Annotated in this window: 23 protein-coding genes; 17 read left to right on the forward strand and 6 right to left on the reverse strand. The window is 53.7% G+C overall.

Translation table 11 applies throughout. The annotated features are described in order from the left end of the window. The first annotated feature begins 152 nt into the window (after positions 1-152). A complete protein-coding gene (locus CHU32_RS16405; RefSeq protein ID WP_103678029.1) occupies positions 153-305 on the forward strand; it encodes a Hok/Gef family protein in 153 nt (50 codons plus the stop codon). Positions 306-367: 62 nt separating this feature from the next. Here the strand turns inward: CHU32_RS16405 and leuD are convergent, their stop codons facing one another. The 5 genes from leuD to leuL all read right to left on the reverse strand — a co-directional run bounded on the left by leuD (position 368) and on the right by leuL (position 5,227). After that, a complete protein-coding gene (gene leuD, locus CHU32_RS16410; protein ID WP_103678028.1) occupies positions 368-973 on the reverse strand; it encodes a 3-isopropylmalate dehydratase small subunit in 606 nt (201 codons plus the stop codon). Between the two features lie 10 nt (positions 974-983). Next, positions 984-2,384: a 3-isopropylmalate dehydratase large subunit gene (gene leuC, locus CHU32_RS16415; RefSeq protein ID WP_103678027.1), complete on the reverse strand. Its 1,401-nt coding sequence runs from the start codon at positions 2,382-2,384 to the stop codon at positions 984-986. A gap of 2 nt (positions 2,385-2,386) precedes the next feature. After that, positions 2,387-3,478: a 3-isopropylmalate dehydrogenase gene (leuB, locus tag CHU32_RS16420; protein ID WP_103678026.1), complete on the reverse strand. Its 1,092-nt coding sequence runs from the start codon at positions 3,476-3,478 to the stop codon at positions 2,387-2,389. Beyond that, on the reverse strand, positions 3,478-5,049 hold the full coding sequence (gene leuA / locus CHU32_RS16425) for a 2-isopropylmalate synthase (RefSeq protein ID WP_103678025.1): 1,572 nt from the start codon (positions 5,047-5,049) through the stop codon (positions 3,478-3,480). The genes leuB and leuA overlap by 1 nt, the downstream gene beginning before the upstream one ends. Before the next feature lie 91 nt (positions 5,050-5,140). Beyond that, positions 5,141-5,227 carry a leu operon leader peptide gene (gene leuL / locus CHU32_RS28940; RefSeq protein ID WP_103678024.1) on the reverse strand — a complete coding sequence of 29 codons (87 nt, stop codon included), beginning with the start codon at positions 5,225-5,227 and terminating at the stop codon, positions 5,141-5,143. Between the two features lie 600 nt (positions 5,228-5,827). On the opposite strand from leuL, the gene leuO reads away from it, so the two are divergent. Next, positions 5,828-6,790 carry a transcriptional regulator LeuO gene (leuO, locus tag CHU32_RS16435; protein WP_103678023.1) on the forward strand — a complete coding sequence of 321 codons (963 nt, stop codon included), beginning with the start codon at positions 5,828-5,830 and terminating at the stop codon, positions 6,788-6,790. 60 nt (positions 6,791-6,850) lie between these two features. Here leuO and CHU32_RS28265 read toward each other — a convergent pair whose 3' ends face one another. After that, positions 6,851-6,997 carry a hypothetical protein gene (locus CHU32_RS28265; RefSeq protein WP_176691699.1) on the reverse strand — a complete coding sequence of 49 codons (147 nt, stop codon included), beginning with the start codon at positions 6,995-6,997 and terminating at the stop codon, positions 6,851-6,853. A 163-nt stretch (positions 6,998-7,160) separates the two neighbouring features. Between CHU32_RS28265 and ilvI the strand changes: the two genes are divergently transcribed. The 15 genes from ilvI (at position 7,161) to CHU32_RS16510 (ending at position 24,688) form a co-directional block, all read left to right on the forward strand. Beyond that, positions 7,161-8,885: an acetolactate synthase 3 large subunit gene (ilvI, locus tag CHU32_RS16440; protein WP_103678022.1), complete on the forward strand. Its 1,725-nt coding sequence runs from the start codon at positions 7,161-7,163 to the stop codon at positions 8,883-8,885. A gap of 2 nt (positions 8,886-8,887) precedes the next feature. Beyond that, the gene (gene ilvN / locus CHU32_RS16445) at positions 8,888-9,379 is read left to right on the forward strand and encodes an acetolactate synthase small subunit (RefSeq protein WP_103678021.1); all 492 of its coding nucleotides are present in this window, start codon (positions 8,888-8,890) and stop codon (positions 9,377-9,379) included. A 174-nt stretch (positions 9,380-9,553) separates the two neighbouring features. Beyond that, on the forward strand, positions 9,554-10,558 hold the full coding sequence (gene cra / locus CHU32_RS16450) for a catabolite repressor/activator (RefSeq protein ID WP_103678020.1): 1,005 nt from the start codon (positions 9,554-9,556) through the stop codon (positions 10,556-10,558). Positions 10,559-11,169: 611 nt separating this feature from the next. Then, positions 11,170-11,628, forward strand: coding sequence for a division/cell wall cluster transcriptional repressor MraZ (gene mraZ / locus CHU32_RS16455; RefSeq protein ID WP_103678019.1), 459 nt, complete (start codon positions 11,170-11,172; stop codon positions 11,626-11,628). Between the two features lie 2 nt (positions 11,629-11,630). Next, positions 11,631-12,572: a 16S rRNA (cytosine(1402)-N(4))-methyltransferase RsmH gene (gene rsmH, locus CHU32_RS16460; protein WP_103678018.1), complete on the forward strand. Its 942-nt coding sequence runs from the start codon at positions 11,631-11,633 to the stop codon at positions 12,570-12,572. Continuing rightward, complete coding sequence (gene ftsL, locus CHU32_RS16465) at positions 12,569-12,934, forward strand: cell division protein FtsL (RefSeq protein WP_103678017.1); 366 nt, start codon at positions 12,569-12,571, stop codon at positions 12,932-12,934. The genes rsmH and ftsL overlap by 4 nt, the downstream gene beginning before the upstream one ends. A gap of 14 nt (positions 12,935-12,948) precedes the next feature. Beyond that, positions 12,949-14,715 carry a peptidoglycan glycosyltransferase FtsI gene (gene ftsI, locus CHU32_RS16470; RefSeq protein WP_103678016.1) on the forward strand — a complete coding sequence of 589 codons (1,767 nt, stop codon included), beginning with the start codon at positions 12,949-12,951 and terminating at the stop codon, positions 14,713-14,715. After that, on the forward strand, positions 14,702-16,189 hold the full coding sequence (gene murE, locus CHU32_RS16475) for a UDP-N-acetylmuramoyl-L-alanyl-D-glutamate--2,6-diaminopimelate ligase (protein ID WP_103678015.1): 1,488 nt from the start codon (positions 14,702-14,704) through the stop codon (positions 16,187-16,189). Before ftsI ends, murE begins: the two co-directional genes overlap by 14 nt. Further along, positions 16,186-17,544: a UDP-N-acetylmuramoyl-tripeptide--D-alanyl-D-alanine ligase gene (murF, locus tag CHU32_RS16480; protein WP_103678014.1), complete on the forward strand. Its 1,359-nt coding sequence runs from the start codon at positions 16,186-16,188 to the stop codon at positions 17,542-17,544. Before murE ends, murF begins: the two co-directional genes overlap by 4 nt. Beyond that, positions 17,538-18,620, forward strand: coding sequence for a phospho-N-acetylmuramoyl-pentapeptide-transferase (gene mraY / locus CHU32_RS16485; RefSeq protein ID WP_103678013.1), 1,083 nt, complete (start codon positions 17,538-17,540; stop codon positions 18,618-18,620). Before murF ends, mraY begins: the two co-directional genes overlap by 7 nt. Positions 18,621-18,622: 2 nt before the next feature. Beyond that, positions 18,623-19,939 (forward strand): UDP-N-acetylmuramoyl-L-alanine--D-glutamate ligase, encoded by a 1,317-nt coding sequence (murD, locus tag CHU32_RS16490; protein WP_103678012.1) that lies wholly within the window; start codon positions 18,623-18,625, stop codon positions 19,937-19,939. After that, positions 19,939-21,183, forward strand: a complete 1,245-nt coding sequence (ftsW, locus tag CHU32_RS16495; protein WP_103678011.1) for a cell division protein FtsW — start codon at positions 19,939-19,941, stop codon at positions 21,181-21,183. The genes murD and ftsW overlap by 1 nt, the downstream gene beginning before the upstream one ends. Beyond that, a complete protein-coding gene (murG, locus tag CHU32_RS16500; protein ID WP_103750887.1) occupies positions 21,180-22,247 on the forward strand; it encodes an undecaprenyldiphospho-muramoylpentapeptide beta-N-acetylglucosaminyltransferase in 1,068 nt (355 codons plus the stop codon). The genes ftsW and murG overlap by 4 nt, the downstream gene beginning before the upstream one ends. 52 nt (positions 22,248-22,299) lie before the next feature. Next, positions 22,300-23,775 carry a UDP-N-acetylmuramate--L-alanine ligase gene (murC, locus tag CHU32_RS16505; RefSeq protein WP_103678009.1) on the forward strand — a complete coding sequence of 492 codons (1,476 nt, stop codon included), beginning with the start codon at positions 22,300-22,302 and terminating at the stop codon, positions 23,773-23,775. After that, positions 23,768-24,688, forward strand: coding sequence for a D-alanine--D-alanine ligase (locus tag CHU32_RS16510; protein ID WP_103678008.1), 921 nt, complete (start codon positions 23,768-23,770; stop codon positions 24,686-24,688). The genes murC and CHU32_RS16510 overlap by 8 nt, the downstream gene beginning before the upstream one ends.

Here is a 24,688-nt window from a genome sequence, read left to right on the forward strand (position 1 = left end):
GGTCTGAGTCCAATTGAATATCGAACCCAGACCTATGTGCCTCGTGTTTAACTGTCCAACTTTTTGGGGTCAGTACAGAATGAGGCCAATTCCATGCCCAAACAACATGAGAATAGCCTCTTAACTGCCGAAAGGCAACGACGGAGGCCGGAATGCCGAAACGTAATCTGCTGTATGGATTAATGGTGATTTGCTTCACCCTGTTGATATTCACGTGGATGGTGCGCGACACGCTGTGTGAGCTGCACCTGAAACGGGGAAACACAGAGTTTGCGGCGATTCTGGCCTGTGAAGTAAAACGTTAAGAGGAGAGGCGGGGGGGTATCCCCGCCGATCGTGATGTTAAGGTAGCCTCAATGCACCCCTTTTACCCCATAAACGCAGGCTGTTTATTTTCATAAGCGGCAATGGCATCATCGTGCTGGAGTGTCAGGCCGATGCTATCCAGGCCGTTCAGCATACAGTGGCGGCGGAACGCATCGAGCGTAAAAGCGTAAGTTTTATCTCCTGCTTTAACGACCTGTTCTTCCAGATCCACCTCAAACTTTATCCCCGGGTTTGCCTGAACCAGGGCAAACAGCTCGTCGACCTGTTCATCGCTCAGCGTGACCGGCAGAAGCTGGTTGTTAAAGCTGTTGCCGTAAAAAATATCGGCAAAGCTCGGAGCAATCACCACCTTAAAGCCGTAATCGGTCAGCGCCCACGGCGCGTGCTCGCGTGACGAACCGCAGCCAAAGTTTTCCCGCGCCAGCAGGATGGATGCGCCTTTGTATTGCGGAAAGTTGAGCACAAACTCCGGATTTGGCTGCTGACCGTTCTCGTCAAGAAAACGCCAGTCGTTAAACAGATGTGCGCCAAAACCGGTGCGGGTGACTTTCTGTAAAAACTGTTTGGGGATTATCGCGTCAGTGTCGACGTTTGCGGCATCCAGCGGAACCACCAGGCCAGTATGCTGCGTAAATTTTTCTGCCATGATGTTTTCCTTATTTGATGCTACGGATATCGGCGAAATGACCAGAAATGGCGGCGGCGGCAGCCATTGCCGGACTGACCAGATGAGTGCGTCCGCCGCGTCCCTGACGGCCTTCGAAGTTACGGTTGCTGGTCGAGGCGCAACGCTCGCCCGGGTTCAGGCGATCGTTGTTCATCGCCAGGCACATGGAGCAGCCGGGCAAACGCCATTCAAAACCCGCTTCGATAAAAATCTTATCCAGACCTTCCGCTTCCGCCTGCGCTTTTACCGGACCGGAACCGGGTACCACCAGCGCCTGCACGCCCGGTGCCACTTTACGCCCTTTGGCAATTTCCGCTGCCGCACGTAAATCTTCAATACGTGAATTGGTACAGGAACCAATAAACACTTTATCAATGGCTACGTCCGTCAGCGGCACGCCCGGTTTCAGGCCCATATAGGCCAGCGCTTTTTCTGCGCTGGCGCGCTCAACCGGATCGCTAAAGGAGGCGGGATCGGGGATGATCTCGTTCACGGAAATAACCTGGCCGGGATTAGTGCCCCAGGTCACCTGCGGCGCGATCTCTTCTGCCTGCAAGGTCACCACGCTGTCAAAATGGGCTCCGTCGTCGGTATTCAGCGTTTTCCAGTACGCCACGGCCTCGTCAAAATCCTGGCCTTTCGGCGCGTGCAGACGGCCTCTGACGTAATTAAAGGTGGTTTCATCTGGCGCGACCAGACCCGCTTTAGCGCCCATTTCGATGGCCATATTACACAGGGTCATCCGGCCTTCCATGCTCAGCGCACGGATGGCATCCCCGCAGAATTCGACGACGTGACCCGTGCCGCCCGCGCTGCCAGTTTTTCCGATGATCGCCAGCACAATGTCTTTCGCCGTAATACCCGGCGCAGCCGTGCCCTGGACCTCGATTTTCATAGTTTTTGCCCGGCCCTGTTTCAGCGTTTGCGTGGCCAGAACGTGCTCGACTTCCGAAGTGCCGATGCCAAAAGCCAGTGCGCCAAATGCACCGTGGGTAGCGGTATGCGAGTCGCCGCATACAATAGTCATGCCCGGCAGCGTGACGCCCTGTTCCGGTCCCATCACATGCACAATACCCTGATAAGGGTGGTTCAGATCGTACAGCTCAACACCGAATTCTTTGCAGTTTTTGATAAGCTCCTGCATCTGAATGCGGGCCATTTCGCCCGACGCGTTAATGTCTTTGGTCTGCGTTGAAACGTTATGATCCATCGTGGCGAAGGTTTTACCCGGCTGACGCACCGGGCGACCATGTGCACGCAGGCCATCAAACGCCTGTGGCGAGGTCACTTCATGTACCAGATGCCGGTCGATATACAGCAGCGGGGTTTCGTCTGGCGCTTCATAGACGACGTGAGCGTCAAACAACTTTTCATACAGTGTCTTAGCCATGATTACACCCCTTCGGCAACATAGCGGGCGATGACGTCACCCATTTCATCAGTACTGACCGCCGCCGCACCGTGCGCTAAATCTCCGGTACGGATGCCTTCTTCCAGCGCACGGTTAATCGCCGTCTCGATCGCCGTTGCCGCTTCAGCGGCGTCCAGGCTGTAGCGCAGCAGCAGCGCCAATGACAGGATCTGCGCGATCGGATTAGCGATATTTTTGCCCGCAATGTCCGGCGCAGAGCCGCCCGCTGGTTCATACAGGCCGAAACCTTCTTCATTCAGGCTGGCGGAGGGCAGCATGCCCATCGAGCCGGTAATCATTGCGCATTCGTCAGACAGAATGTCGCCAAACAGATTAGAGCACAGCAGCACGTCGAACTGAGACGGATCTTTAATCAGTTGCATGGTGGCGTTGTCGATGTACATATGCGCCAGTTCAACGTCCGGATAGTCGCCGGCGATTTCATTAACGATTTCACGCCACAAAATAGAAGACTGTAAGACGTTGGCTTTATCAATCGACGTCACTTTACGGCGGCGCTTGCGGGCAGATTCAAAGGCGATGCGTGCAATGCGCTCGATTTCGAAACGGTGATAAACCTCGGTATCAAATGCTTTTTCATGCTGGCCACTACCTTCGCGCCCTTTCGGCTGACCAAAATAAATACCACCGGTCAGTTCACGCACGCAGAGGATATCAAAGCCGTTAGCAGCGATATCGGCGCGCAGCGGACAGAAGTTTTCCAGTCCCTGATACAGTTTAGCCGGGCGCAGGTTGCTGAACAGCTTGAAGTGTTTACGCAGCGGCAGCAGCGCGCCGCGTTCTGGCTGCTGCACAGGCGGCAGATGTTCCCATTTCGGGCCGCCAACAGAGCCAAATAAAATCGCATCGGCCTGCTCACAGCCAGCGACAGTCGCCTGTGGCAGCGGGTTGCCGTGACGGTCAATCGCAATACCGCCAACATCGTACTGGCTGGTGGTAATACGCAAATCAAAACGCTGACGGATTGCATCCAGTACTTTCAGGGCTTGCGCCATCACTTCCGGGCCAATGCCATCACCCGGCAAAACGGCAATATGGTAGTTCTTCGACATTACACGGTTTCCTTGTTGTTCTCTTTATTTTGCGCTTTACGTTGTAACTCTTTTTCCACTTCGGCGGCGCGCCAGATGTTGTTCAGCACGTGCACCATCGCTTTTGCAGAGGATTCAATGATATCGGTCGTCAGGCCAACACCATGGAAGCGGCGGCCGTTGTAGTTAGCTACGATATCGACCTGGCCCAGGGCGTCTTTACCATGGCCTTTAGCAGTCAGGCTATATTTCACCAGTTCAATGTCATAACCGGTGATGCGGTTAATCGCCTGATACACGGCGTCTACCGGACCGTTGCCGTTGGCGGCTTCGGCTTTAACGTCGTCGCCACAGCCTAATTTGACGGCGGCGGTGGCAATGTCAGCTGAGCCGGACTGCACGCTAAAGTAGTCCAGACGGAAGTGCTCAGGCTCTTCCTGCTGTTTATTGATGAACGCCAGCGCTTCCAGATCGTAGTCAAAGACCTGGCCTTTCTTATCCGCCAGTTTCAGGAAAGCGTCGTACAGGTTATCCAGATTGTAGTCGCTCTCCTGATACCCCATCTCGTCCATCCGGTGCTTCACAGCCGCGCGCCCCGAGCGGGAGGTCAGATTCAATTGAACCTGGTTCAGGCCGATGGATTCCGGGGTCATGATTTCGTAGTTAGAACGGTTCTTCAGCACGCCATCCTGGTGAATACCGGAGGAGTGAGCAAATGCGCCGGTACCCACGATAGCTTTGTTCGCCGGGATCGGCATATTGCAGATTTGGCTGACCAGTTGACTGGTACGCCAGATTTCCTGGTGATTGATGCGCGTGTGGACGTTCAAAATGTCCTGGCGAACTTTAATCGCCATGATCACTTCTTCCAGTGAGCAGTTACCGGCGCGCTCGCCGATACCGTTCATTGCGCCTTCAACCTGACGCGCACCGGCATGCACCGCCGCCAGCGCATTACCGACGCCCAGGCCCAGGTCATCATGGGTATGGACTGAAATAATAGCTTTGTCGATGTTAGGCACGCGCTCATACAGTCCCTGAATGATGCCGCCAAATTCGAACGGCATGGTGTAGCCAACGGTATCAGGAATGTTAATCGTACGTGCGCCTGCATCAATTGCCGCTTCCACCACGCGCGCCAGGTCGGCAATCGGTGTACGGCCTGCGTCTTCACAAGAAAATTCAACATCGTCGGTATAGTTGCGTGCGCGCTTAACCATATAGACGGCGCGTTCGATCACCTCATCCAGCGTGCTACGCAGCTTAGTCGCAATATGCATGGGTGAGGTGGCGATAAAGGTATGAATGCGGAAAGCTTCGGCGACTTTCAGCGACTCCGCCGCCACATCAATGTCCTTTTCAACGCAGCGTGCCAGGGCGCAAACACGGCTATTTTTCACCTGACGAGCAATGGTCTGCACAGATTCAAAATCGCCGGGGGAGGAGACCGGAAAGCCCACTTCCATTACGTCAACACCCATACGCTCAAGCGCCAGCGCAATCTGTAATTTCTCTTTCACACTCAGACTGGCCTGTAACGCCTGTTCACCGTCGCGTAAGGTGGTATCGAAAATAATGACTTGCTGGCTCATGGTTTAGGTCCTTGTTGTCTGTCCGGGGCGCTTTGCGACGAGCATAAAAAAACCCGCGCAGTGGCGCGGGTTTTTTTCTTACTGAAGAGGCTTAAAGTTGATTATCGCCCGCCAGTCTACCGCGCAGATGAATTGCGTTTAGTAGTAGTAGACCGGTGAAGCGAGTTGTATGAATCATTTAAGCCATGCTCCAGATGAATACGATATGCTTTTAGTGGTACTTGATAGCCTGGTCGATGTCAACCCTTATGACTTAAAATGGCGAACATTTCGTGTAAATGCCGGTAAATTCTTTAGCTAATTGTGCTGGAAAAGTCGTTCCCTGAAAAATAAAAATAATGTTGCCATCAGTAAACAGCAGCCTGAATGTAACAATAATAACAATATTTGCAATTTGATATTATTTGATATCTTTTTATTGTATTGATTTTATTAGCTTTTGATAATTTCGCCCACTGATTTTAACCGTGTTGGGATTTTTTTGATAATATCTTGTAAATAAGAAGTTCTAAAAGATAGAACACTTAAGTATTACTTAAAATGTTATTAACCAGATGGCCGATTGTGTATTTATACAATTTATGATTAAACTGTATTCATCAAGTAGTGGTTATGGTTTGGATAAAATTTTAGCACTTTTCGCCTGATTTTTATCATCATTGCCATCATGTAAATCTTTATATATTCCTAAAAATCAATATTTCCCTTTTGCAAATTCTATATGCATGATAAATCATATTAACAGGATTTATCGCTGCGTAATGGCAAGGGAACTAGTGTGACAGTGGAGTTAAATATGCAGGCTGAACAAATGGAACATCCTAAAACCCGCGAAGAGATTAAACCGCAACTTCGCATGGTCGATTTAAACCTACTTACAGTATTTGATGCAGTAATGCAGGAGCAAAATATTACGCGTGCTGCGCATACATTAGGTATGTCTCAACCTGCTGTCAGTAATGCGGTGGCGCGTCTTAAAGTGATGTTTAATGATGAGCTTTTTGTCCGTTATGGGCGCGGTATCCAGCCCACAGCAAGAGCTTTCCAGCTTTTTGGCTCCGTGCGTCAGGCGCTGCAACTGGTACAAAATGAATTGCCAGGCTCCGGTTTCGAACCGATTAGCAGCGAGCGTGTTTTCAATCTTTGCGTGTGTAGCCCGCTGGATAACTATCTGACCTCAATCATTTATAATAAAGTTGAAGAAATCGCCCCAAACATTCACTTAGTCTTTAAATCCTCGCTGAATCAAAATACCGAACATCAGCTGCGTTATCAGGAAACCGAGTTTGTTATTGGCTATGAAGACTTCCGCCGTCCGGAGTTTTCCTGCGTACCGTTATTTAAAGATGAAATGGTACTGGTCGCCAGTAAAAAACATCCACGCTTAAAAGGACCGTTGCTGGAAAGTGATATTTACCGTGAGGAGCATGCGGTTGTTGCGCTCGATCGTTTCGCGTCTTTCAGCGCGCCATGGTATGACTCCCCGGAAAAACAGTCCTGTATTGCTTACCAGGGTATGGCATTAATTAGTGTACTGAACGTTATTTCTAAAACGGACCTTGTTTGTATTGCGCCACGCTGGCTGGCTGAAGAGTTTGCTGGCAAGCTGGAGTTGCAAATTCAACCGCTGCCGCTGAAGCTGAACAGCCGTACCTGCTACCTTTCCTGGCATGAAGCTGCCGGGCGCGATAAAGGCCATCAATGGATGGAAGAGCTGCTGGTTTCTGTTTGCCGCCGCTAATTTTTACTTCGTACATAAACCGGGCCTGGTGTCCGGTTTATGCTCTCTGCTGATTCATTTTTAGTATATTATTCTGTTGACGGTGCCAGGCGTTAACGGGCTGACCGCAAAAAATGGATATTTTTCTGTATTTTTCCCAATCTGTAGCGCAAAGCTCATCCTGTTTACACTCTCTAAGCGTTTTACACTAACTTTTCGTTTATTCATGTGATTTCCTCTCTTAAACCCATAAATGGCCATTTGGCTAATTCATTGCCTGCCTCATATCAAGCGGTTATGTTAGATAAACGTGAAGATGGTGAGTGCGTAACGGCTTTCAAAGGGAGATGAATTCCGCTATTGACTAAAAACAAATGCCGGGAGGCAAACCATGGAGATGTTGTCAGGAGCTGAAATGGTAGTCCGGTCGCTTATCGACCAGGGAGTAAAGCAGGTCTTCGGTTATCCCGGAGGCGCAGTCCTTGATATCTATGATGCCCTGCATACGGTTGGTGGTATTGACCATGTTCTGGTACGCCATGAGCAGGCAGCGGTACATATGGCGGACGGTCTGGCACGCGCCACAGGCGAGGTGGGCGTTGTGCTGGTCACCTCCGGCCCGGGGGCGACGAATGCCATTACGGGAATTGCAACAGCCTACATGGATTCTATTCCTCTGGTGATCCTCTCCGGGCAGGTGGCCTCGTCACTCATTGGTTACGATGCCTTTCAGGAATGCGACATGGTGGGGATTTCCCGCCCGGTGGTAAAACACAGCTTTCTGGTCAAGCAAGCGGAAGATATTCCGGGAGTACTGAAAAAAGCGTTCTGGCTGGCAGCGAGCGGTCGCCCTGGCCCGGTAGTTGTTGATTTGCCAAAAGATATTCTGAATACGGCCAATAAATTTCCCTACGTCTGGCCGGACTCAGTCAGTATGCGCTCTTACAATCCCACCACATCCGGGCATAAAGGCCAAATTAAACGTGCGCTGCAAACGCTCATCGCCGCGAAAAAACCGGTGGTGTATGTCGGTGGCGGAGCAATAAATGCTGAATGTCATGATCAGTTACGCTGGCTTGTCGAAAAACTCAATTTGCCGGTGGTGTCTTCTCTGATGGGGCTGGGAGCCTTCCCGGCAACACACCGGCAGGCGCAGGGTATGCTGGGAATGCATGGCACGTATGAAGCGAATATGACGATGCATCATTCGGATCTGATTTTCGCCGTTGGGGTGCGCTTTGACGATCGCACGACTAATAATCTGGCGAAATATTGCCCTGACGCCACCGTGCTGCATATTGATATTGATCCGACCTCTATTTCAAAAACCGTGGCGGCAGACGTGCCGATTGTCGGAGACGCCCGGCGGGTGCTGGAGCAGATGCTGGATCTTCTGGATCAAGAGAATGCCGCGCAGCCGCTGGATGAGATCCGTGACTGGTGGCAGCAAATCGAACAATGGCGGGCCCGTCAGTGTCTGAAATACGATACGCAGAGTGAAAGCATTAAACCGCAGGCGGTGATTGAAGCTATCTGGCGGCTGACAAACGGGGATGCCTATATCACTTCCGATGTCGGCCAGCATCAGATGTTTGCCGCCCTCTATTATCCGTTTGATAAACCACGACGTTGGATCAACTCTGGCGGTCTCGGCACCATGGGCTTTGGCCTTCCTGCGGCGCTGGGCGTCAAAATGGCGCTGCCGAATGAGACGGTGGTGTGCGTGACCGGCGATGGCAGCATCCAGATGAACATTCAGGAACTGTCTACGGCGCTGCAATACGATTTGCCGGTGCTGGTGCTCAATCTCAATAACCGCTATCTCGGCATGGTGAAACAGTGGCAGGATATGATTTATTCGGGCCGCCATTCACATTCTTATATGCAATCATTGCCGGATTTTGTCCGCCTGGCCGAAGCTTATGGTCATATCGGCATTCAAATTAATCATCCGCACGAGCTGGAGGCAAAGCTCGGCGAGGCGCTGGAACAGGTACGCCATCAACGGCTGGTGTTTGTTGACGTGACCGTTGATGGTAGTGAGCATGTCTACCCGATGCAGATCCGTGGGGGTGGAATGGACGAGATGTGGCTGAGCAAAACGGAGAGGACCTGATTATGCGCCGGATATTATCGGTTTTACTGGAAAATGAGTCTGGCGCACTGTCGCGGGTTATTGGTCTCTTTTCGCAGCGCGGCTATAACATTGAAAGCTTGACCGTGGCTCCCACGGACGATCCAACCCTTTCACGCATGACCATTCAGACCGTCGGCGATGAAAAAGTCATTGAGCAAATCGAAAAGCAATTGCACAAGCTGGTGGATGTGCTGCGCGTCAGTGAACTGGGGCAGGGGCCGCACGTTGAGCGGGAAGTTATGCTGGTGAAAGTACAGGCCACCGGCTACGGTCGTGAAGAGGTCAAGCGCAACACCGAGATCTTCCGTGGGCAGATCATCGACGTCACACCGTCTATTTACACCGTGCAACTGGCCGGAACCAGCGACAAACTGGATGCGTTTCTGGCGACCTTACGTGATGTTGCCAGGATTGTAGAGGTTGCCCGCTCCGGGATTGTTGGCTTATCACGCGGCGATAAAATTATGCGCTGATGATGAAAAACACAATAATGAGAAGCCCGACCAGCGCTGTTCGGGCGTTTTTTTGCGAAAACCGGGATGAGCGCATAGAAAAGCGGTTGCCCATGTGATTATTCTGCGCTTAGCATGTTAAAGGAATTTAACCTTAAAAAGGTTATGGAGTATCTTTTCTCTTAAGGGGCAATTGTGAAACTGGATGAAATCGCCCGGCTTGCCGGCGTCTCAAGGACTACCGCCAGCTATGTGATCAACGGTAAAGCGAAGCAGTACCGGGTCAGCGACAAAACCGTCGAAAAAGTCATGGCTGTAGTACGTGAGCACAACTACCATCCGAATGCGGTGGCGGCAGGGTTACGCGCAGGACGCACGCGTTCTATTGGCCTTGTCATCCCGGATCTGGAAAATACCAGCTACACGCGCATTGCTAACTATCTGGAACGCCAGGCGCGCCAGCGTGGTTATCAATTGCTGATTGCCTGCTCGGAAGACCAGCCTGATAACGAAATGCGCTGTATTGAGCATTTGTTACAGCGCCAGGTGGATGCCATCATTGTGTCTACCTCTTTACCGCCAGAGCATCCTTTTTATCAGCGCTGGGCGAATGATTCATTTCCGATTGTCGCCCTCGATCGCGCTCTGGACCGCGAACACTTCACCAGTGTGGTCGGCGCAGACCAGGATGATGCAGAGATGCTGGCCGCGGAACTACGTACTTTTCCGGCAGAAAACGTGCTGTATTTAGGCGCATTGCCGGAGCTTTCGGTTAGCTTCCTGCGTGAGCAGGGTTTCCGTACCGCCTGGAAGGACGATCCGCGCGAGGTACAGTATTTGTATGCCAACAGCTATGAGCGGGAAGCGGCGGCGCAGCTTTTCGAAAAATGGCTGGAGACCCACCCGATGCCGCAGGCATTATTTACCACTTCATTTGCCCTGTTGCAGGGGGTGATGGACGTAACGTTGCGTCGTGACGGTAAATTGCCCTCCGATCTGGCCATCGCTACCTTTGGTGATAACGAACTGCTCGATTTCCTTCAGTGCCCCGTACTGGCCGTGGCTCAGCGTCATCGCGATGTTGCCGAGCGCGTGCTGGAAATCGTGCTGGCAAGCCTTGATGAGCCGCGCAAACCCAAACCGGGCCTTAGTCGCATTCGCCGTAACCTCTATCGCCGCGGTGTGCTGAGTCGCCATTAGAAATATCATCCGACACCGGGTTAGTGGATTGAATCCTGCAGCCTGTGCGCTGATACTGTCAGCGCTTTAACCCGGAGCGTCGTTTTCAGATAAATCCTTATTCTGTTGCTGGCCTTTTATTTCGTTTTTAATTACGCCTCTTAATAGGCCCGTTTTATACCTCAGAAGTAAAATTATATTTCTATTGTATTATTTTGTTACATTGGCTTTGCCCATAACGGCTCCATCCTGCTGCTTTAACCAATTAAACGCATGAATAGTGCGCAACCAGACGCAGGCCCGTAGCCTGAATGACCAGGATGTGCTGTTAACCACCGCAAGAATGTCCTAAAATGCCGCTCGCGTCGCAAACTGACACTTTATATTTTTGTCTGATGAGGACCCTCTCTTTCGTGCTGAAAGAGAAAGCGTCGTTTTTTTCTTACAAATATTCATAGCGTTAATTTGTGCCGCGTATTGCTCTGTATTTAATCAATGCCGTTATTACCTGTCAGGATCTGTTTTTTTACTGGCCCTGAGGTTTTTGCTGGCTTGACAAGCTTTTCCTCCGCTCCGTAAACTCCCTCTGGTGGGAATTTGTGGGATAAAGTGGCGAAAAGGGGTGAGCGGGCATGTTCCGTGGAGCGGCACAGGTCAATCTTGACAGCAAAGGGCGGTTAGCCGTACCTACCCGTTACCGGGAAATGCTGATTGAAAGCGCCTCCGGTCAGATGGTGTGCACCATCGATCTCCATCACCCCTGCCTGCTGCTTTACCCACTGCCTGAGTGGGAAATTATTGAGCGTAAATTATCCCGTTTGTCGGGCATGAATCCCCTTGAGCGCCGCGTGCAGCGTTTGCTTTTGGGACACGCCAGCGAATGCCAACTGGACAACGCTGGTCGTTTATTAATAGCGCCGGTTTTACGGCAACACGCCGGACTGACCAAAGAAGTGATGCTGGTTGGACAGTTTAATAAATTTGAACTGTGGGACGAAACGGCCTGGTATCAACGTGTCAGGGAAGATATCGACGCTGAGCAGTCCGCCACCGAAGAGTTATCGGAGCGGCTGCAGGACTTATCCTTATAAAAATGATGGAAAATTTTAAACATACAACGGTGCTGCTGGATGAGGCCGTTAATGGGCTGAACATTCGTCCGCAAGGCATCTATATTGACGGCACCTTTGGGCGCGGCGGGCATTCACGTCTGATCCTCGGCCAGCTTGGGCCGCAGGGACGTCTGTTGGCGATCGATCGCGATCCCGAGGCCATTGCCGTTGCACAAACTATTAACGATCCGCGCTTTTCCATCGTCCATGGTCCTTTCTCTGCTCTCGCCGACTATGTCGGCGAACGCGATCTTACCGGTAAGATCGACGGTATCCTGCTTGATCTTGGCGTGTCATCCCCACAGCTCGATGACGCTCAACGTGGCTTCTCCTTTATGCGTGATGGCCCGCTGGATATGCGCATGGACCCGACCCGTGGGCAATCCGCTGCCGAATGGCTGTTGCATGCTGAAGAAGCCGATATTACCTGGGTTCTGAAAACCTTTGGCGAAGAGCGTTTTGCCAAACGTATCGCCCGGGCCATCGTTGAGCGTAATCGCCTTGAACCCATGACTCGTACCAAAGAGTTAGCAGAAGTGGTGGCAGCAGCAACACCGGTAAAAGACAAATTCAAGCATCCCGCGACCCGTACCTTCCAGGCGGTACGTATTTGGGTGAACAGTGAACTGGAAGAGATCGAGCGAGCGCTAAAAAGCTCGCTTGACGTCCTGGCTCCGGGCGGCCGTCTTTCCATTATCAGTTTTCATTCGCTGGAAGACCGTATCGTAAAACGCTTCATGCGTGAGCAAAGTCGCGGTCCTCAGGTTCCGGCAGGGTTGCCGATGACGGAAGCGCAGCTCAGCAAGCTCGGTGGCCGACAGTTACGGGCTTTAGGTAAGTTAATGCCAGGCGAAGAAGAAGTGGCAGAGAATCCACGCGCCCGTAGTTCAGTGCTGCGCATTGCAGAAAGGACAAATGCATGATCGGCAGAGTGACAGAAGCCATAGGCAAAGTAAAAGGATCGTTAGGCAGCAACGAGCGCCATGCGTTGCCTGGTGTGATCGGCAGCGATCTTATGCGTTTTGGCAAGCTGCCACTCTGTTTATTTATTTGCATCATTATCACGGCGATCACGGTCGTCACGACAGCTCACCATACGCGCTTATTAACCGCGCAGCGTGAGCAACTGGTTGTTGAACGCGATGCGCTGGATATTGAATGGCGCAACCTGATCCTCGAAGAAAACGCGCTCGGCGATCACAGCCGGGTTGAGCGGATCGCAACGGATAAGCTGCAAATGCAGCATGTTGATCCTTCGCAAGAAAATATCGTGGTACAAAAATAGGACGAGTGTAACGCATGAAAGCAGCGGCTAAGACGCTTAAGTTAAAACGCCAGGAAGAACCAGCCAACTTTATCAGTTGGCGTTTTGCGTTGTTGTGCGGCTGCATTCTGGTGGCGCTGGGCTTCTTGCTGGGTCGCGTCGCCTGGTTACAGATCATTGCCCCGGACATGCTGGTGCGTCAGGGTGACCTGCGCTCGCTGCGCGTGCAGGAAGTGTCTACCTCACGTGGCATGATCACCGACCGCTCCGGTCGGCCGCTGGCGGTCAGCGTGCCGGTAAAAGCAATCTGGGCCGATCCTAAAGAACTGCATGACGCTGGCGGCATCACGCTAGATGGCCGCTGGAAAGCCTTATCAGATGCGCTGAAAATGCCGCTCGACCAGCTTTCTGCGCGGGTAAATGCCAATCCGAAAGGGCGCTTTATTTATCTGGCGCGCCAGGTAAACCCGGATCTCGGCGAGTACATTAAAAAACTCAAATTACCCGGTATTCACCTGCGGGAAGAGTCGCGCCGTTACTACCCTTCCGGTGAAGTGACTGCTCACCTCATTGGTTTCACCAACATTGATAGCCAGGGTATCGAAGGGGTCGAAAACAGCTTCGATAAATGGCTTACCGGCCAGCCGGGCGAACGCATCGTGCGTAAAGATCGCTACGGGCGTGTCATCGAAGATATTTCCTCCACCGACAGCCAGGCCGCGCACAATCTGGCGCTGAGCATCGATGAGCGTTTGCAAGCGCTGGTATACCGCGAACTGAACAACGCGGTGGCTTTCAATAAAGCCGAGTCAGGCAGCGCGGTGCTGGTGGATGTCAACACGGGCGAAGTCCTGGCAATGGCCAACAGCCCTTCGTATAACCCAAATAATCTGAGCGGAACGGCGAAAGATGTGATGCGTAACCGCACCATTACTGACGTTTTCGAGCCTGGCTCAACCGTCAAGCCAATGGTGGTCATGACCGCGCTGCAACGCGGCGTGGTACGTGAAAATAGCGTCCTGAATACCGTTCCTTACCGTATTAACGGTCATGAAATTAAAGACGTGGCACGTTATAGCGAATTAACCCTGACCGGGGTATTACAGAAGTCGAGTAACGTCGGTGTTTCCAAGCTGGCGTTAGCGATGCCATCCTCAGCGTTAGTAGATACTTACTCACGTTTTGGATTGGGAAAGGCGACCAATTTGGGGTTGGTCGGAGAACGCAGTGGCTTATATCCTCAAAAACAACGGTGGTCTGACATAGAGAGGGCCACCTTCTCTTTCGGCTACGGGCTAATGGTAACGCCGTTACAGTTAGCGCGAGTCTATGCAACGATTGGCAGTTACGGCGTGTATCGCCCACTGTCGATTACCAAAGTTGATCCCCCGGTTCCCGGCGAACGTATTTTCCCGGAACCTATCGTGCGCACCGTCGTTCATATGATGGAGAGCGTGGCATTGCCCGGCGGCGGTGGGGTGAAGGCGGCGATCAAAGGCTATCGCATCGCCATTAAAACCGGTACGGCAAAGAAAGTCGGACCTGATGGTCGGTACATCAATAAATACATTGCTTACACCGCGGGCGTCGCGCCAGCCAGCCAGCCACGTTTTGCGCTGGTGGTGGTCATTAATGACCCGCAGGCAGGTAAATATTACGGCGGTGCCGTTTCCGCGCCAGTGTTTGGTGCCATCATGGGCGGCGTACTGCGCACCATGAACATTGAACCGGATGCGTTGGCGACGGGCGATAAAAATGAATTTGTAACTAATCAAGGCGAGGGTACAGGTGGCAGATCGTAATTTGCGCGACCTTCTTGCTCCGTGGGTAGCTGGACTGCCTGCGCGGGCGCTGCGGGAAATGACACTCGACAGCCGCACGGCGGCGTCGGGCGATCTTTTTGTTGCAGTATTAGGTCATCAGGCGGACGGGCGTCGATATATCCCGCAGGCGATAGCGCAAGGTGTGGCTGCCATTATTGCTGAAGCAAAAGATGAGGCAACCGACGGTGAAATCCGTGAAATGCACGGCGTACCGGTTATCTATCTCAGCCAGCTTAATGAACGACTCTCTGCACTGGCAGGACGTTTTTACCATCAGCCTTCTGAACAGCTACGTCTGGTAGGGGTGACCGGCACTAACGGCAAAACCACTACCACGCAGCTACTGGCCCAGTGGAGTCAGTTACTGGGTGAGACGAGCGCAGTAATGGGGACCGTGGGTAACGGTCTACTGGGAAAAGTGATCCCGACTGAAAATACGACCGGCTCAGCGGTTGACGTTCAGCAGGTACTGGCGGGGCTGGTCGAGCAGGGGGCTACTTTTGCTGGTATGGAAGTCTCTTCTCACGGACTGGCACAGCACCGCGTTGCGGCACTGAAATTTGCCGCCTCGGTATTTACCAATTTAAGCCGCGATCATCTTGATTACCATGGCGACATGGACCATTACGAAGCGGCAAAATGGCTGCTGTATTCCACTCATCATTTTGGTCAGGCCATTGTCAATGCTGACGATGAAGTGGGCCGCCGCTGGCTGGCTAAGCTGCCGGATGCCGTTGCGGTATCAATGGGCGATCATATCAATCCGGATTGTCATGGGCGTTGGCTAAAAGCTGTCGGTGTGGATTATCACGATAGCGGGGCGACGATTCGCTTCGACTCCAGTTGGGGTAACGGTCAAATTGAAAGCCGCCTGATGGGCGAGTTTAACGTTAGCAACCTGCTGCTGGCACTGGCGACGCTGCTGGCGCTGGGCTATCCGCTGACTGATTTACTGAACACCGCGGCCCGCTTACAGCCAGTTTGTGGACGCATGGAAGTCTTTAGTGCGCCGGGGAAACCTACGGTGGTGGTGGATTACGCCCACACGCCGGACGCGCTGGAAAAAGCGCTGACGGCGGCACGCCTCCACTGCACCGGTAAGCTGTGGTGCGTCTTTGGTTGCGGCGGCGATCGCGATAAAGGCAAACGTCCGCTGATGGGGGCCATTGCCGAACAGTTCGCCGACATTCCGGTGGTAACCGATGATAACCCGCGTACCGAAGAGCCGCGCGCTATCATCAACGACATTCTGGCCGGTATGCTTGATGCAGGCCGGGCAAAAGTGATGGAGGGACGCGCACAAGCGGTGACGCACGCCATCATGCAGGCTACCGAAAATGACGTAGTTCTGCTGGCAGGAAAAGGTCACGAAGATTATCAAATCGTGGGTAACCGTCGTCTGGATTATTCGGACCGCGTTACCGCAGCCCGTCTGCTGGGAGCGATCGCATGATTAGCGTAACGCTGAGCCAACTGGCTTCTGTTCTGAACGGCTCTGTGCAGGGTAACGATCTGACCATTGATACGGTCACAACCGACACCCGTAAAATAACGCCAGGCTGCCTGTTTGTCGCGCTGAAAGGCGAACGCTTTGATGCCCACGATTTTGCAGTTAACGCGAAAGAAAGCGGCGCGGGCGCGCTGCTGGTGAGCCATCAACTGGATATCGACCTGCCGCAACTGGTGGTCAATGATACCCGCCGCGCTTTTGGCGAGCTGGCGGCCTGGGTGCGCCAGCAGGTGCCGACTCGGGTAGTGGCCCTGACCGGTTCCTCCGGTAAAACCTCAGTTAAAGAAATGACCGCCTCGATCCTCAGCGAGTGTGGGAATACGCTTTATACCGCCGGCAATCTCAATAACGATATCGGCGTGCCGATGACGTTGCTGCGTCTGACGGCGGAGCATCAGTACGCGGTTATTGAACTCGGTGCCAATCACCAGGGCGAAATTGCCTGGACCGTCGGGTTGACGCAGCCAGAAGCGGCACTGGTCAACAATCTGGCCGCCGCCCATCTGGAAGGGTTTGGTTCTCTGGCGGGCGTGGCAAAAGCGAAAGGCGAAATCTACACCGGTCTGCCGGTTAACGGTATCGCCATCATGAATGCCGACAACAACGACTGGCTGAACTGGCAAAGCATTATTGGCGAACGCAAAGTCTGGCGCTTCTCCCCTAATGCCGCCAACAGCGACTTTACCGCCACCAATATCCACGTGACCTCGCACGGCACAGAATTCACCCTGCAAACCCCCACCGGCAATATCGACGTGCTGCTCCCTCTGCCTGGTCGCCATAACATCGCCAACGCGCTGGCGGCGACGGCGCTGGCGATGGCCGTCGGCGCGGGTTTACCGGCCGTTAAACAAGGTCTGGCAAGGTTACAGGCTGTGCCGGGACGGCTTTTCCCGGTGCGACTGGCAGAAAACCGGTTGCTGCTTGACGACACTTACAACGCCAACGTCGGCTCCATGACCGCCGCCGTACAGGTGCTGGCCGAAATGCCCGGCTACCGGGTAATGGTGGTCGGTGATATGGCAGAGCTGGGCGATGAAAGCGAAGCCTGCCATGTTCAGGTTGGGGAAGCCGCGAAAGCGGCCGGTCTCGATCGCGTTATTAGCGTCGGCACACAAAGCCGGGCGATTAGCGAGGCCAGTGGCGTGGGCGAGCATTTTACCGACAAACAGGCGCTGATTACGCGCCTGAAAGCACTGATTGCAGAACAGCAGATTATTACCCTTTTAGTGAAGGGTTCACGTAGCGCCGCCATGGAAGAGGTGGTACTCGCACTACAGGAGAATGGGACATGTTAGTTTGGCTGGCCGAGCATTTGGTCAAATATTATTCCGGCTTTAACGTCTTTTCCTATCTGACGTTTCGCGCCATTGTCAGCCTGCTGACCGCGCTGTTCATCTCCTTATGGATGGGCCCGCGCATGATCGCCCGCCTGCAACAGCTTTCCTTTGGTCAGGTTGTCCGTAACGACGGCCCGGAATCACACTTCAGCAAACGCGGCACGCCGACGATGGGCGGGATTATGATCCTGACCTCGATCGTTATTTCTGTGTTGTTGTGGGCCTATCCGTCTAACCCTTACGTCTGGTGCGTGCTGGTGGTATTGGTGGGTTACGGCATTATCGGCTTTGTCGATGATTACCGTAAAGTGGTCCGTAAAGATACAAAAGGTCTGATCGCCCGCTGGAAATATTTCTGGATGTCGGTCATTGCGCTGGGCGTGGCGTTTGCGCTTTATCTGGTCGGCAACGACACGCCAGCCACGCAACTGGTAGTACCGTTCTTTAAAGACGTGATGCCGCAACTGGGCATTTTCTACATTCTGCTGGCCTATTTCGTTATCGTCGGGACCGGCAACGCCGTTAACCTGACCGATGGTCTGGACGGCCTGGCCATTATGCCGACCGTGTTCGTTGCCGGTGGCTTTGCGCTGGTGGCCTGGGCGACGGGTAACATGAACTTCGCCAACTATCTGCATATTCCTTATCTGCGGCACGCGGGCGAACTGGTTATCGTCTGCACCGCCATTGTCGGCGCAGGATTAGGCTTTCTGTGGTTTAACACCTATCCGGCGCAGGTTTTTATGGGCGATGTGGGATCGCTGGCGCTGGGCGGCGCGCTGGGTATTATCGCCGTGCTGCTGCGTCAGGAATTCTTACTGGTGATTATGGGCGGCGTTTTTGTGGTGGAAACCCTGTCGGTGATCCTGCAAGTGGGATCGTTCAAACTGCGTGGCCAGCGTATTTTCCGCATGGCACCCATCCATCACCACTATGAACTGAAAGGCTGGCCGGAACCACGCGTCATTGTGCGTTTCTGGATTATTTCGCTGATGCTGGTGCTGATTGGCCTGGCAACGCTTAAGGTGCGTTAATCATGACAGACTACCAGAATAAAAAAGTGGTCATCATTGGTCTGGGGTTGACCGGGCTGTCATGCGTGGACTTTTTCATCGCGCGCGGCGTAATACCGCGCGTCATGGATACTCGCGCTACGCCCTCCGGGCTGGATAAGCTACCGGAAGGCGTCGAAAGCCATCTGGGCAGTCTGAATGAGGACTGGTTACTGGCAGCGGATTTAATTGTTGCCAGCCCGGGTATTGCGCTCGCGCATCCGTCACTTAGCGCGGCCGCTGATGCAGGTGTTGAGATTGTCGGTGACATTGAGCTGTTTTGCCGCGAAGCGCAGGCCCCGGTTATTGCGATCACTGGCTCGAACGGTAAAAGCACCGTCACGACGCTTATTGGCGAAATGGCAAAAGCGGCAGGTGTCAATGTGGGCGTCGGCGGCAATATTGGTCTGCCCGCGCTGATGCTGCTGGATGCCGCGCGCGAACTGTATGTGCTGGAGCTTTCCAGCTTCCAGCTGGAGACCACTTCCAGCCTGCAAGCGGCGGCGGCAACCATCCTGAACGTCACCGAAGATCACATGGACCGGTATCCGCTGGGCCTGCAACAGTATCGCGCGGCGAAGCTGAAAGTATATGAAAACGCCACGGTCTGTGTAGTGAACGCTGACGATGCGCTGACTATGCCGGTGCGCGGTGCTGATGAGCGCTGCGTCAGTTTTGGCGTTGACGTCGGCGATTATCACCTTAACCGCCAGCAGGGTGAAACCTGGTTGCGGGCAAAAGGCGAGAAGGTGCTGAACGTGGCGGAGATGAAGCTCACCGGCCAGCACAACTATACCAATGCCCTGGCGGCGCTGGCGCTGGCGGATGCGGTTAATCTGCCGCGCGCCACTAGCCTGAAAGCGCTGACTACCTTCAGTGGTCTGGCGCATCGTTTCCAGACCGCGCTGGTGCATAACGACGTTCGCTGGATCAACGACTCTAAGGCCACCAACGTAGGCAGTACAGAAGCGGCGCTTAATGGGCTTCAGGTTGAGGGTACGCTGCATTTGCTGCTGGGTGGCGACGGAAAATCTGCGGATTTCTCCTCCTTAAAACGCTACCTCAGCGGCGACAATATTCGCCTGTGGTGTTTTGGCCGCGACGGCGCTGAACTGGCAGAATTACGCCCGGAAATCGCTAAGCAAACAGAGACGATGGAAGAGGCGATGCGTCTGATTGCCGCGCGCGTGCAGCCCGGCGACATGGTATTACTCTCTCCTGCCTGCGCCAGTCTGGATCAGTTTAAAAATTTTGAGCAACGGGGCGATATCTTTACCCGTCTGGCGAAGGAGCTTGGTTGATGCGTTTATCCCTCCCACGCCTGAGAATGCCACGCCTGCCTGGATTCAGCGTCCTGGTATGGCTATTTACGGCGATGAAAGGCTGGGTTATGGCGTCGCGTCAGAAAGATGCGGACAGCCTGATAATGTACGACCGCACGCTGCTCTGGCTCACGCTGGGGCTGGCGGCGATTGGTTTTGTGATGGTGACATCAGCCTCAATGCCAGTAGGGCAGCGGCTGGCGGACGATCCTTTCCTGTTTGCTAAACGCTATGCACTCTATCTGTTTCTGGCATTTTGCCTGGCGATGATCACGCTGCGGCTGTCGATGGATTTCTGGCAGCGCTACAGTACCTCGCTGCTGATTGCCTCCATCATTATGCTGCTGATTGTGCTGGTGGTGGGCAGTTCAGTTAACGGGGCTTCGCGCTGGATTGCATTCGGGCCACTACGTATTCAGCCAGCAGAATTTACCAAGCTGGCGCTGTTTTGCTACATCGCCAACTATCTGGTGCGTAAAGCTGACGAGGTGCGTAACAACCTGCGCGGCTTCTTAAAACCGATGGGTGTTATCTTCGTGCTGGCGATCCTGCTGCTGGCGCAACCGGACCTCGGGACGGTGGTGGTGCTGTTTGTGACCACTCTGGCAATGCTTTTCCTGGCAGGCGCAAAGCTGTGGCAGTTCATCGCCATCATTGGAATGGGGATTTCGGCTGTGGTTCTGTTGATCCTCGCAGAACCGTATCGTATCCGCCGCGTTACTTCTTTCTGGAACCCGTGGGAAGATCCATTCGGTAGTGGCTATCAGCTCACCCAATCGCTAATGGCCTTTGGTCGCGGCGAACTGTGGGGGCAGGGGCTGGGTAACTCGGTACAGAAACTGGAATATCTGCCGGAAGCGCACACCGACTTCATCTTTGCAATTATCGGCGAAGAACTCGGTTATATCGGTGTGGTACTGGCGCTGTTGATGGTATTCTTCGTCGCTTTTCGCGCGATGTCGATTGGCCGCAAGGCGCTGGAAATCAATCAACGCTTCTCAGGTTTTCTGGCCTGTTCAATCGGCGTCTGGTTTAGCTTCCAGGCATTAGTTAACGTCGGCGCTGCGGCAGGTATGCTGCCGACAAAAGGGCTGACGTTGCCATTAATCAGTTACGGTGGGTCGAGCCTGTTAATTATGTCGACGGCCATCATGATGTTATTGCGCATAGATTATGAAACGCGTCTGGAAAAAGCCCAGGCGTTTACACGAGGTCAACGATGAGCGGTCAGGGTAAGCGGTTGATGGTCATGGCAGGCGGCACCGGCGGACATGTGTTCCCGGGGCTGGCGGTCGCCCATCATCTGATGGCGCAGGGCTGGCAGGTACGCTGGCTGGGAACCGCCGATCGTATGGAAGCAGACCTGGTACCGAAAAACGGTATTGAGATCGATTTTATTCAGATCTCCGGGCTGCGCGGTAAAGGAATTAAAGCTCAGCTACTGGCACCGCTGCGTATTTTTCACGCCTGGCGTCAGGCGCGGGCGATTATGAAACGCTTTAAGCCGGATGTGGTGCTGGGAATGGGCGGCTATGTTTCTGGTCCCGGCGGGTTGGCGGCGTGGTCGCTGGGTATTCCGGTGGTACTACACGAGCAAAACGGCATCGCAGGGCTAACGAACAAGTGGCTGGCGAAGATTGCCAAAAAAGTAATGCAGGCATTTCCCGGTGCGTTTGCGCATGCCGATGTGGTCGGCAACCCGGTGCGTACCGATGTGCTGGCGCTGCCGTTGCCGCAAACGCGGCTGGCGGGGCGTGAAGGCCCGGTACGGGTATTAATTATCGGCGGATCGCAGGGCGCACGGGTTTTAAACCAGACGTTGCCGGAGGTGGCGGCGCAACTGGGTGAAAAAATTACTATCTGGCATCAGAGCGGAAAAGGCGCGCAGCAGACCGTAGAGCAGGCGTACGCCGCCGCAGGTGAGCCGCAGCATAAAGTGACCGAATTTATTGATGATATGGCGGCCGCTTACGCCTGGGCCGACGTCGTGGTATGTCGTTCCGGCGCGCTGACGGTGAGCGAAATCGCCGCCGCAGGTTTACCGGCGTTGTTTGTGCCATTTCAGCATAAAGACCGTCAGCAGTACTGGAACGCGCTGCCGCTGGAAAAAGCGGGGGCGGCAAAAATTCTTGAGCAGCCACAGTTTACCGTGGAGGCTATCGTTGCAACCCTGGCAGGGTGGGACAGAGAAACCCTGCTAAAAATGGCGGACCGCGCGCGCGCGGCTTCCATTCCTGATGCAACAGAACGTGTCGCAAATGAAGTAAGCCTGGCTGCCCGGGCTTAACTGTGGTGGTGCCGTTTGCACCGCATGAATATTGAAGTTATGGCGTTAAAGAATGAATACACAACAACTGGCTAAACTGCGTTCAATCGTGCCCGAGATGCGTCGCGTCCGGCACATTCACTTTGTCGGCATTGGCGGTGCTGGCATGGGTGGTATTGCCGAAGTTCTGGCCAATGAAGGCTATCAGATTAGCGGCTCTGACCTGGCACCAAACCCGGTCACGCAGCAGTTGGCGTCGCTGGGAGCGACCATTTATTTTAATCATCGCCCGGAAAACGTGCTTGATGCGAGCGTGGTGGTGGTCTCTACGGCAATTTCTGCTGATAACCCGGAAATCGTTGCCGCCCATGAAGCGCGCATTCCGGTCATCCGTCGTGCGGAAATGCTGGCAGAACTGATGCGTTTTCGCCATGGTATCGCCATTGCCGGAACCCACGGTAAAACGACCACGACCGCGATGGTCGCCAGTATTTATGCTGAAGCGGGCCTGGACCCGACGTTTGTTAACGGCGGGCTGGTCAAAGCCGCAGGCGTCCATGCACGTCTGGGCCATAGCCGCTACCTGATTGCCGAAGCGGATGAGAGTGATGCGTCGTTTCTGCATTTGCAGCCGATGGTTTCTATTGTCACCAACATCGAAGCCGATCACATGGATACCTATCAGGGCGACTTCGAAAACCTGAAGCAGACGTTTATTAATTTTCTGCATAACCTGCCGTTTTACGGTCGTGCGGTGATGTGCGTGGACGATCCGGTGATCCGCGAGCTGCTGCCGCGCGTGGGCCGCCAGACGACAACTTACGGTTTTAGCGACGATGCGGACGTACGCATTGAAAATTATGCGCAAAACGGGCCGCAGGGACACTTCACAATCCTGCGTCAGGACAAGCCGGTGTTATCCGTCACCCTGAATGCGCCGGGCCGCCATAACGCCTTAAACGCGGCGGCGGCGGTGGCGGTGGCGACCGAAGAAGGCATTGACGACGAGGCGATCCTGCGCGCGCTGGAAAATTTCCAGGGCACCGGTCGTCGCTTTGATTTCCTTGGTGAATACCCGCTGGAAGAGGTTAACGGTAAGCAAGGGACGGCAATGTTAATCGATGATTATGGTCATCATCCAACGGAAGTTGATGCCACCATTAAAGCCGCGCGCGCGGGTTGGCCGGACAAAAATTTGGTCATGCTTTTCCAGCCGCATCGATTCACCCGTACTCGCGATCTTTACGATGATTTCGCCAGGGTATTGACACAGGTCGACGCGCTGTTGATGCTGGAAGTCTATCCCGCCGGCGAAGCACCGATCCCCGGCGCGGACAGCCGCTCTTTATGTCGTACTATCCGTGGACGTGGCAAGGTCGATCCGATTCTGGTTTCCGATCCGGCGCAGGTTGCCGATATGTTGGCTCCGGTATTAACCGGCAACGATCTGATTCTGGTTCAGGGCGCAGGTAACATAGGTAAAATTGCGCGTAACTTATCGGAAATCAAACTGAAGTCGCAATCTCAGGAGGAAGAGCGCCGTGGCTGATAAGATAGCAGTGCTGCTCGGCGGTACCTCCGCAGAGCGTGAAGTTTCACTGAATTCTGGTGCAGCGGTACTGGCAGGTTTACGTGAGGCGGGCGTTGACGCCTGGCCTGTCGATCCGCATGAAACAGATATTACCCATCTTAAAGATATGGGGTTTCAGAAAGTGTTTATAGCCTTACATGGACGTGGCGGTGAGGATGGAACGTTACAGGGATTACTGGAGCTTTCAAATCTCCCCTATACCGGTAGTGGCGTCATGGCGTCCGCTATCTCCATGGACAAACTGCGCAGCAAATTGCTCTGGCAGGGAGCGGGTTTGCCTGTAGCTCCCTGGGTCGCATTGAGCCGCAAAGCCTTTGCTGAAGGGCTTTCTGCGGATGTACGCCAGCGCATTACTGACCTGGGGTTACCGCTTATTGTTAAGCCGAGCAGGGAAGGTTCCAGCGTTGGTATGTCTAAGGTTACAGAACTTGACACTTTACAGGCTGCATTAACGCTGGCTTTTCAGCATGATGAAGAAGTTTTAATCGAAAAATGGCTCAGCGGGCCTGAATTTACGGTCGCGATACTCGGTGAAGAAATTTTACCGTCAATTCGCATTCAACCTGCTGGAACCTTCTATGATTATGAGGCGAAGTATCTCTCTGATGAGACGCAGTATTTTTGCCCAAGCGGTCTGGAAGCTGAACGTGAAGCGAAATTACAGTCGCTGGTGGTAAATGCATGGAATGTTCTTGGCTGTCGCGGCTGGGGACGAATCGACGTGATGCTGGACAGCGATGGCCAGTTTTATCTGCTGGAAGCGAATACCTCTCCGGGTATGACCAACCACAGCCTGGTGCCGATGGCGGCGCGTCAGGCAGGGATGAGCTTTTCGCAGTTGGTAGTACGAATTTTGGACCTGGCGGGTTGA

The organism is Superficieibacter electus, assembly GCF_002915575.1.
Lineage (GTDB): Bacteria > Pseudomonadota > Gammaproteobacteria > Enterobacterales > Enterobacteriaceae > Superficieibacter > Superficieibacter electus.

What these genes read in the sequence shown, in the direction of transcription:
- CHU32_RS16405 (WP_103678029.1), top strand. Translation starts at nt 153, where the DNA reads ATGCCGAAACGTAATCTGCTGTATGGATTAATGGTGATTTGCTTCACC.
- leuD (WP_103678028.1), bottom strand. Translation starts at nt 973, where the DNA reads ATGGCAGAAAAATTTACGCAGCATACTGGCCTGGTGGTTCCGCTGGAT.
- leuC (WP_103678027.1), bottom strand. Translation starts at nt 2,384, where the DNA reads ATGGCTAAGACACTGTATGAAAAGTTGTTTGACGCTCACGTCGTCTAT.
- leuB (WP_103678026.1), bottom strand. Translation starts at nt 3,478, where the DNA reads ATGTCGAAGAACTACCATATTGCCGTTTTGCCGGGTGATGGCATTGGC.
- leuA (WP_103678025.1), bottom strand. Translation starts at nt 5,049, where the DNA reads ATGAGCCAGCAAGTCATTATTTTCGATACCACCTTACGCGACGGTGAA.
- leuL (WP_103678024.1), bottom strand. Translation starts at nt 5,227, where the DNA reads ATGATTCATACAACTCGCTTCACCGGTCTACTACTACTAAACGCAATT.
- CHU32_RS28265 (WP_176691699.1), bottom strand. Translation starts at nt 6,997, where the DNA reads ATGAATAAACGAAAAGTTAGTGTAAAACGCTTAGAGAGTGTAAACAGG.
- ilvI (WP_103678022.1), top strand. Translation starts at nt 7,161, where the DNA reads ATGGAGATGTTGTCAGGAGCTGAAATGGTAGTCCGGTCGCTTATCGAC.
- ilvN (WP_103678021.1), top strand. Translation starts at nt 8,888, where the DNA reads ATGCGCCGGATATTATCGGTTTTACTGGAAAATGAGTCTGGCGCACTG.
- mraZ (WP_103678019.1), top strand. Translation starts at nt 11,170, where the DNA reads ATGTTCCGTGGAGCGGCACAGGTCAATCTTGACAGCAAAGGGCGGTTA.
- rsmH (WP_103678018.1), top strand. Translation starts at nt 11,631, where the DNA reads ATGATGGAAAATTTTAAACATACAACGGTGCTGCTGGATGAGGCCGTT.
- ftsL (WP_103678017.1), top strand. Translation starts at nt 12,569, where the DNA reads ATGATCGGCAGAGTGACAGAAGCCATAGGCAAAGTAAAAGGATCGTTA.
- ftsI (WP_103678016.1), top strand. Translation starts at nt 12,949, where the DNA reads ATGAAAGCAGCGGCTAAGACGCTTAAGTTAAAACGCCAGGAAGAACCA.
- murF (WP_103678014.1), top strand. Translation starts at nt 16,186, where the DNA reads ATGATTAGCGTAACGCTGAGCCAACTGGCTTCTGTTCTGAACGGCTCT.
- mraY (WP_103678013.1), top strand. Translation starts at nt 17,538, where the DNA reads ATGTTAGTTTGGCTGGCCGAGCATTTGGTCAAATATTATTCCGGCTTT.
- murD (WP_103678012.1), top strand. Translation starts at nt 18,623, where the DNA reads ATGACAGACTACCAGAATAAAAAAGTGGTCATCATTGGTCTGGGGTTG.
- ftsW (WP_103678011.1), top strand. Translation starts at nt 19,939, where the DNA reads ATGCGTTTATCCCTCCCACGCCTGAGAATGCCACGCCTGCCTGGATTC.
- murG (WP_103750887.1), top strand. Translation starts at nt 21,180, where the DNA reads ATGAGCGGTCAGGGTAAGCGGTTGATGGTCATGGCAGGCGGCACCGGC.
- murC (WP_103678009.1), top strand. Translation starts at nt 22,300, where the DNA reads ATGAATACACAACAACTGGCTAAACTGCGTTCAATCGTGCCCGAGATG.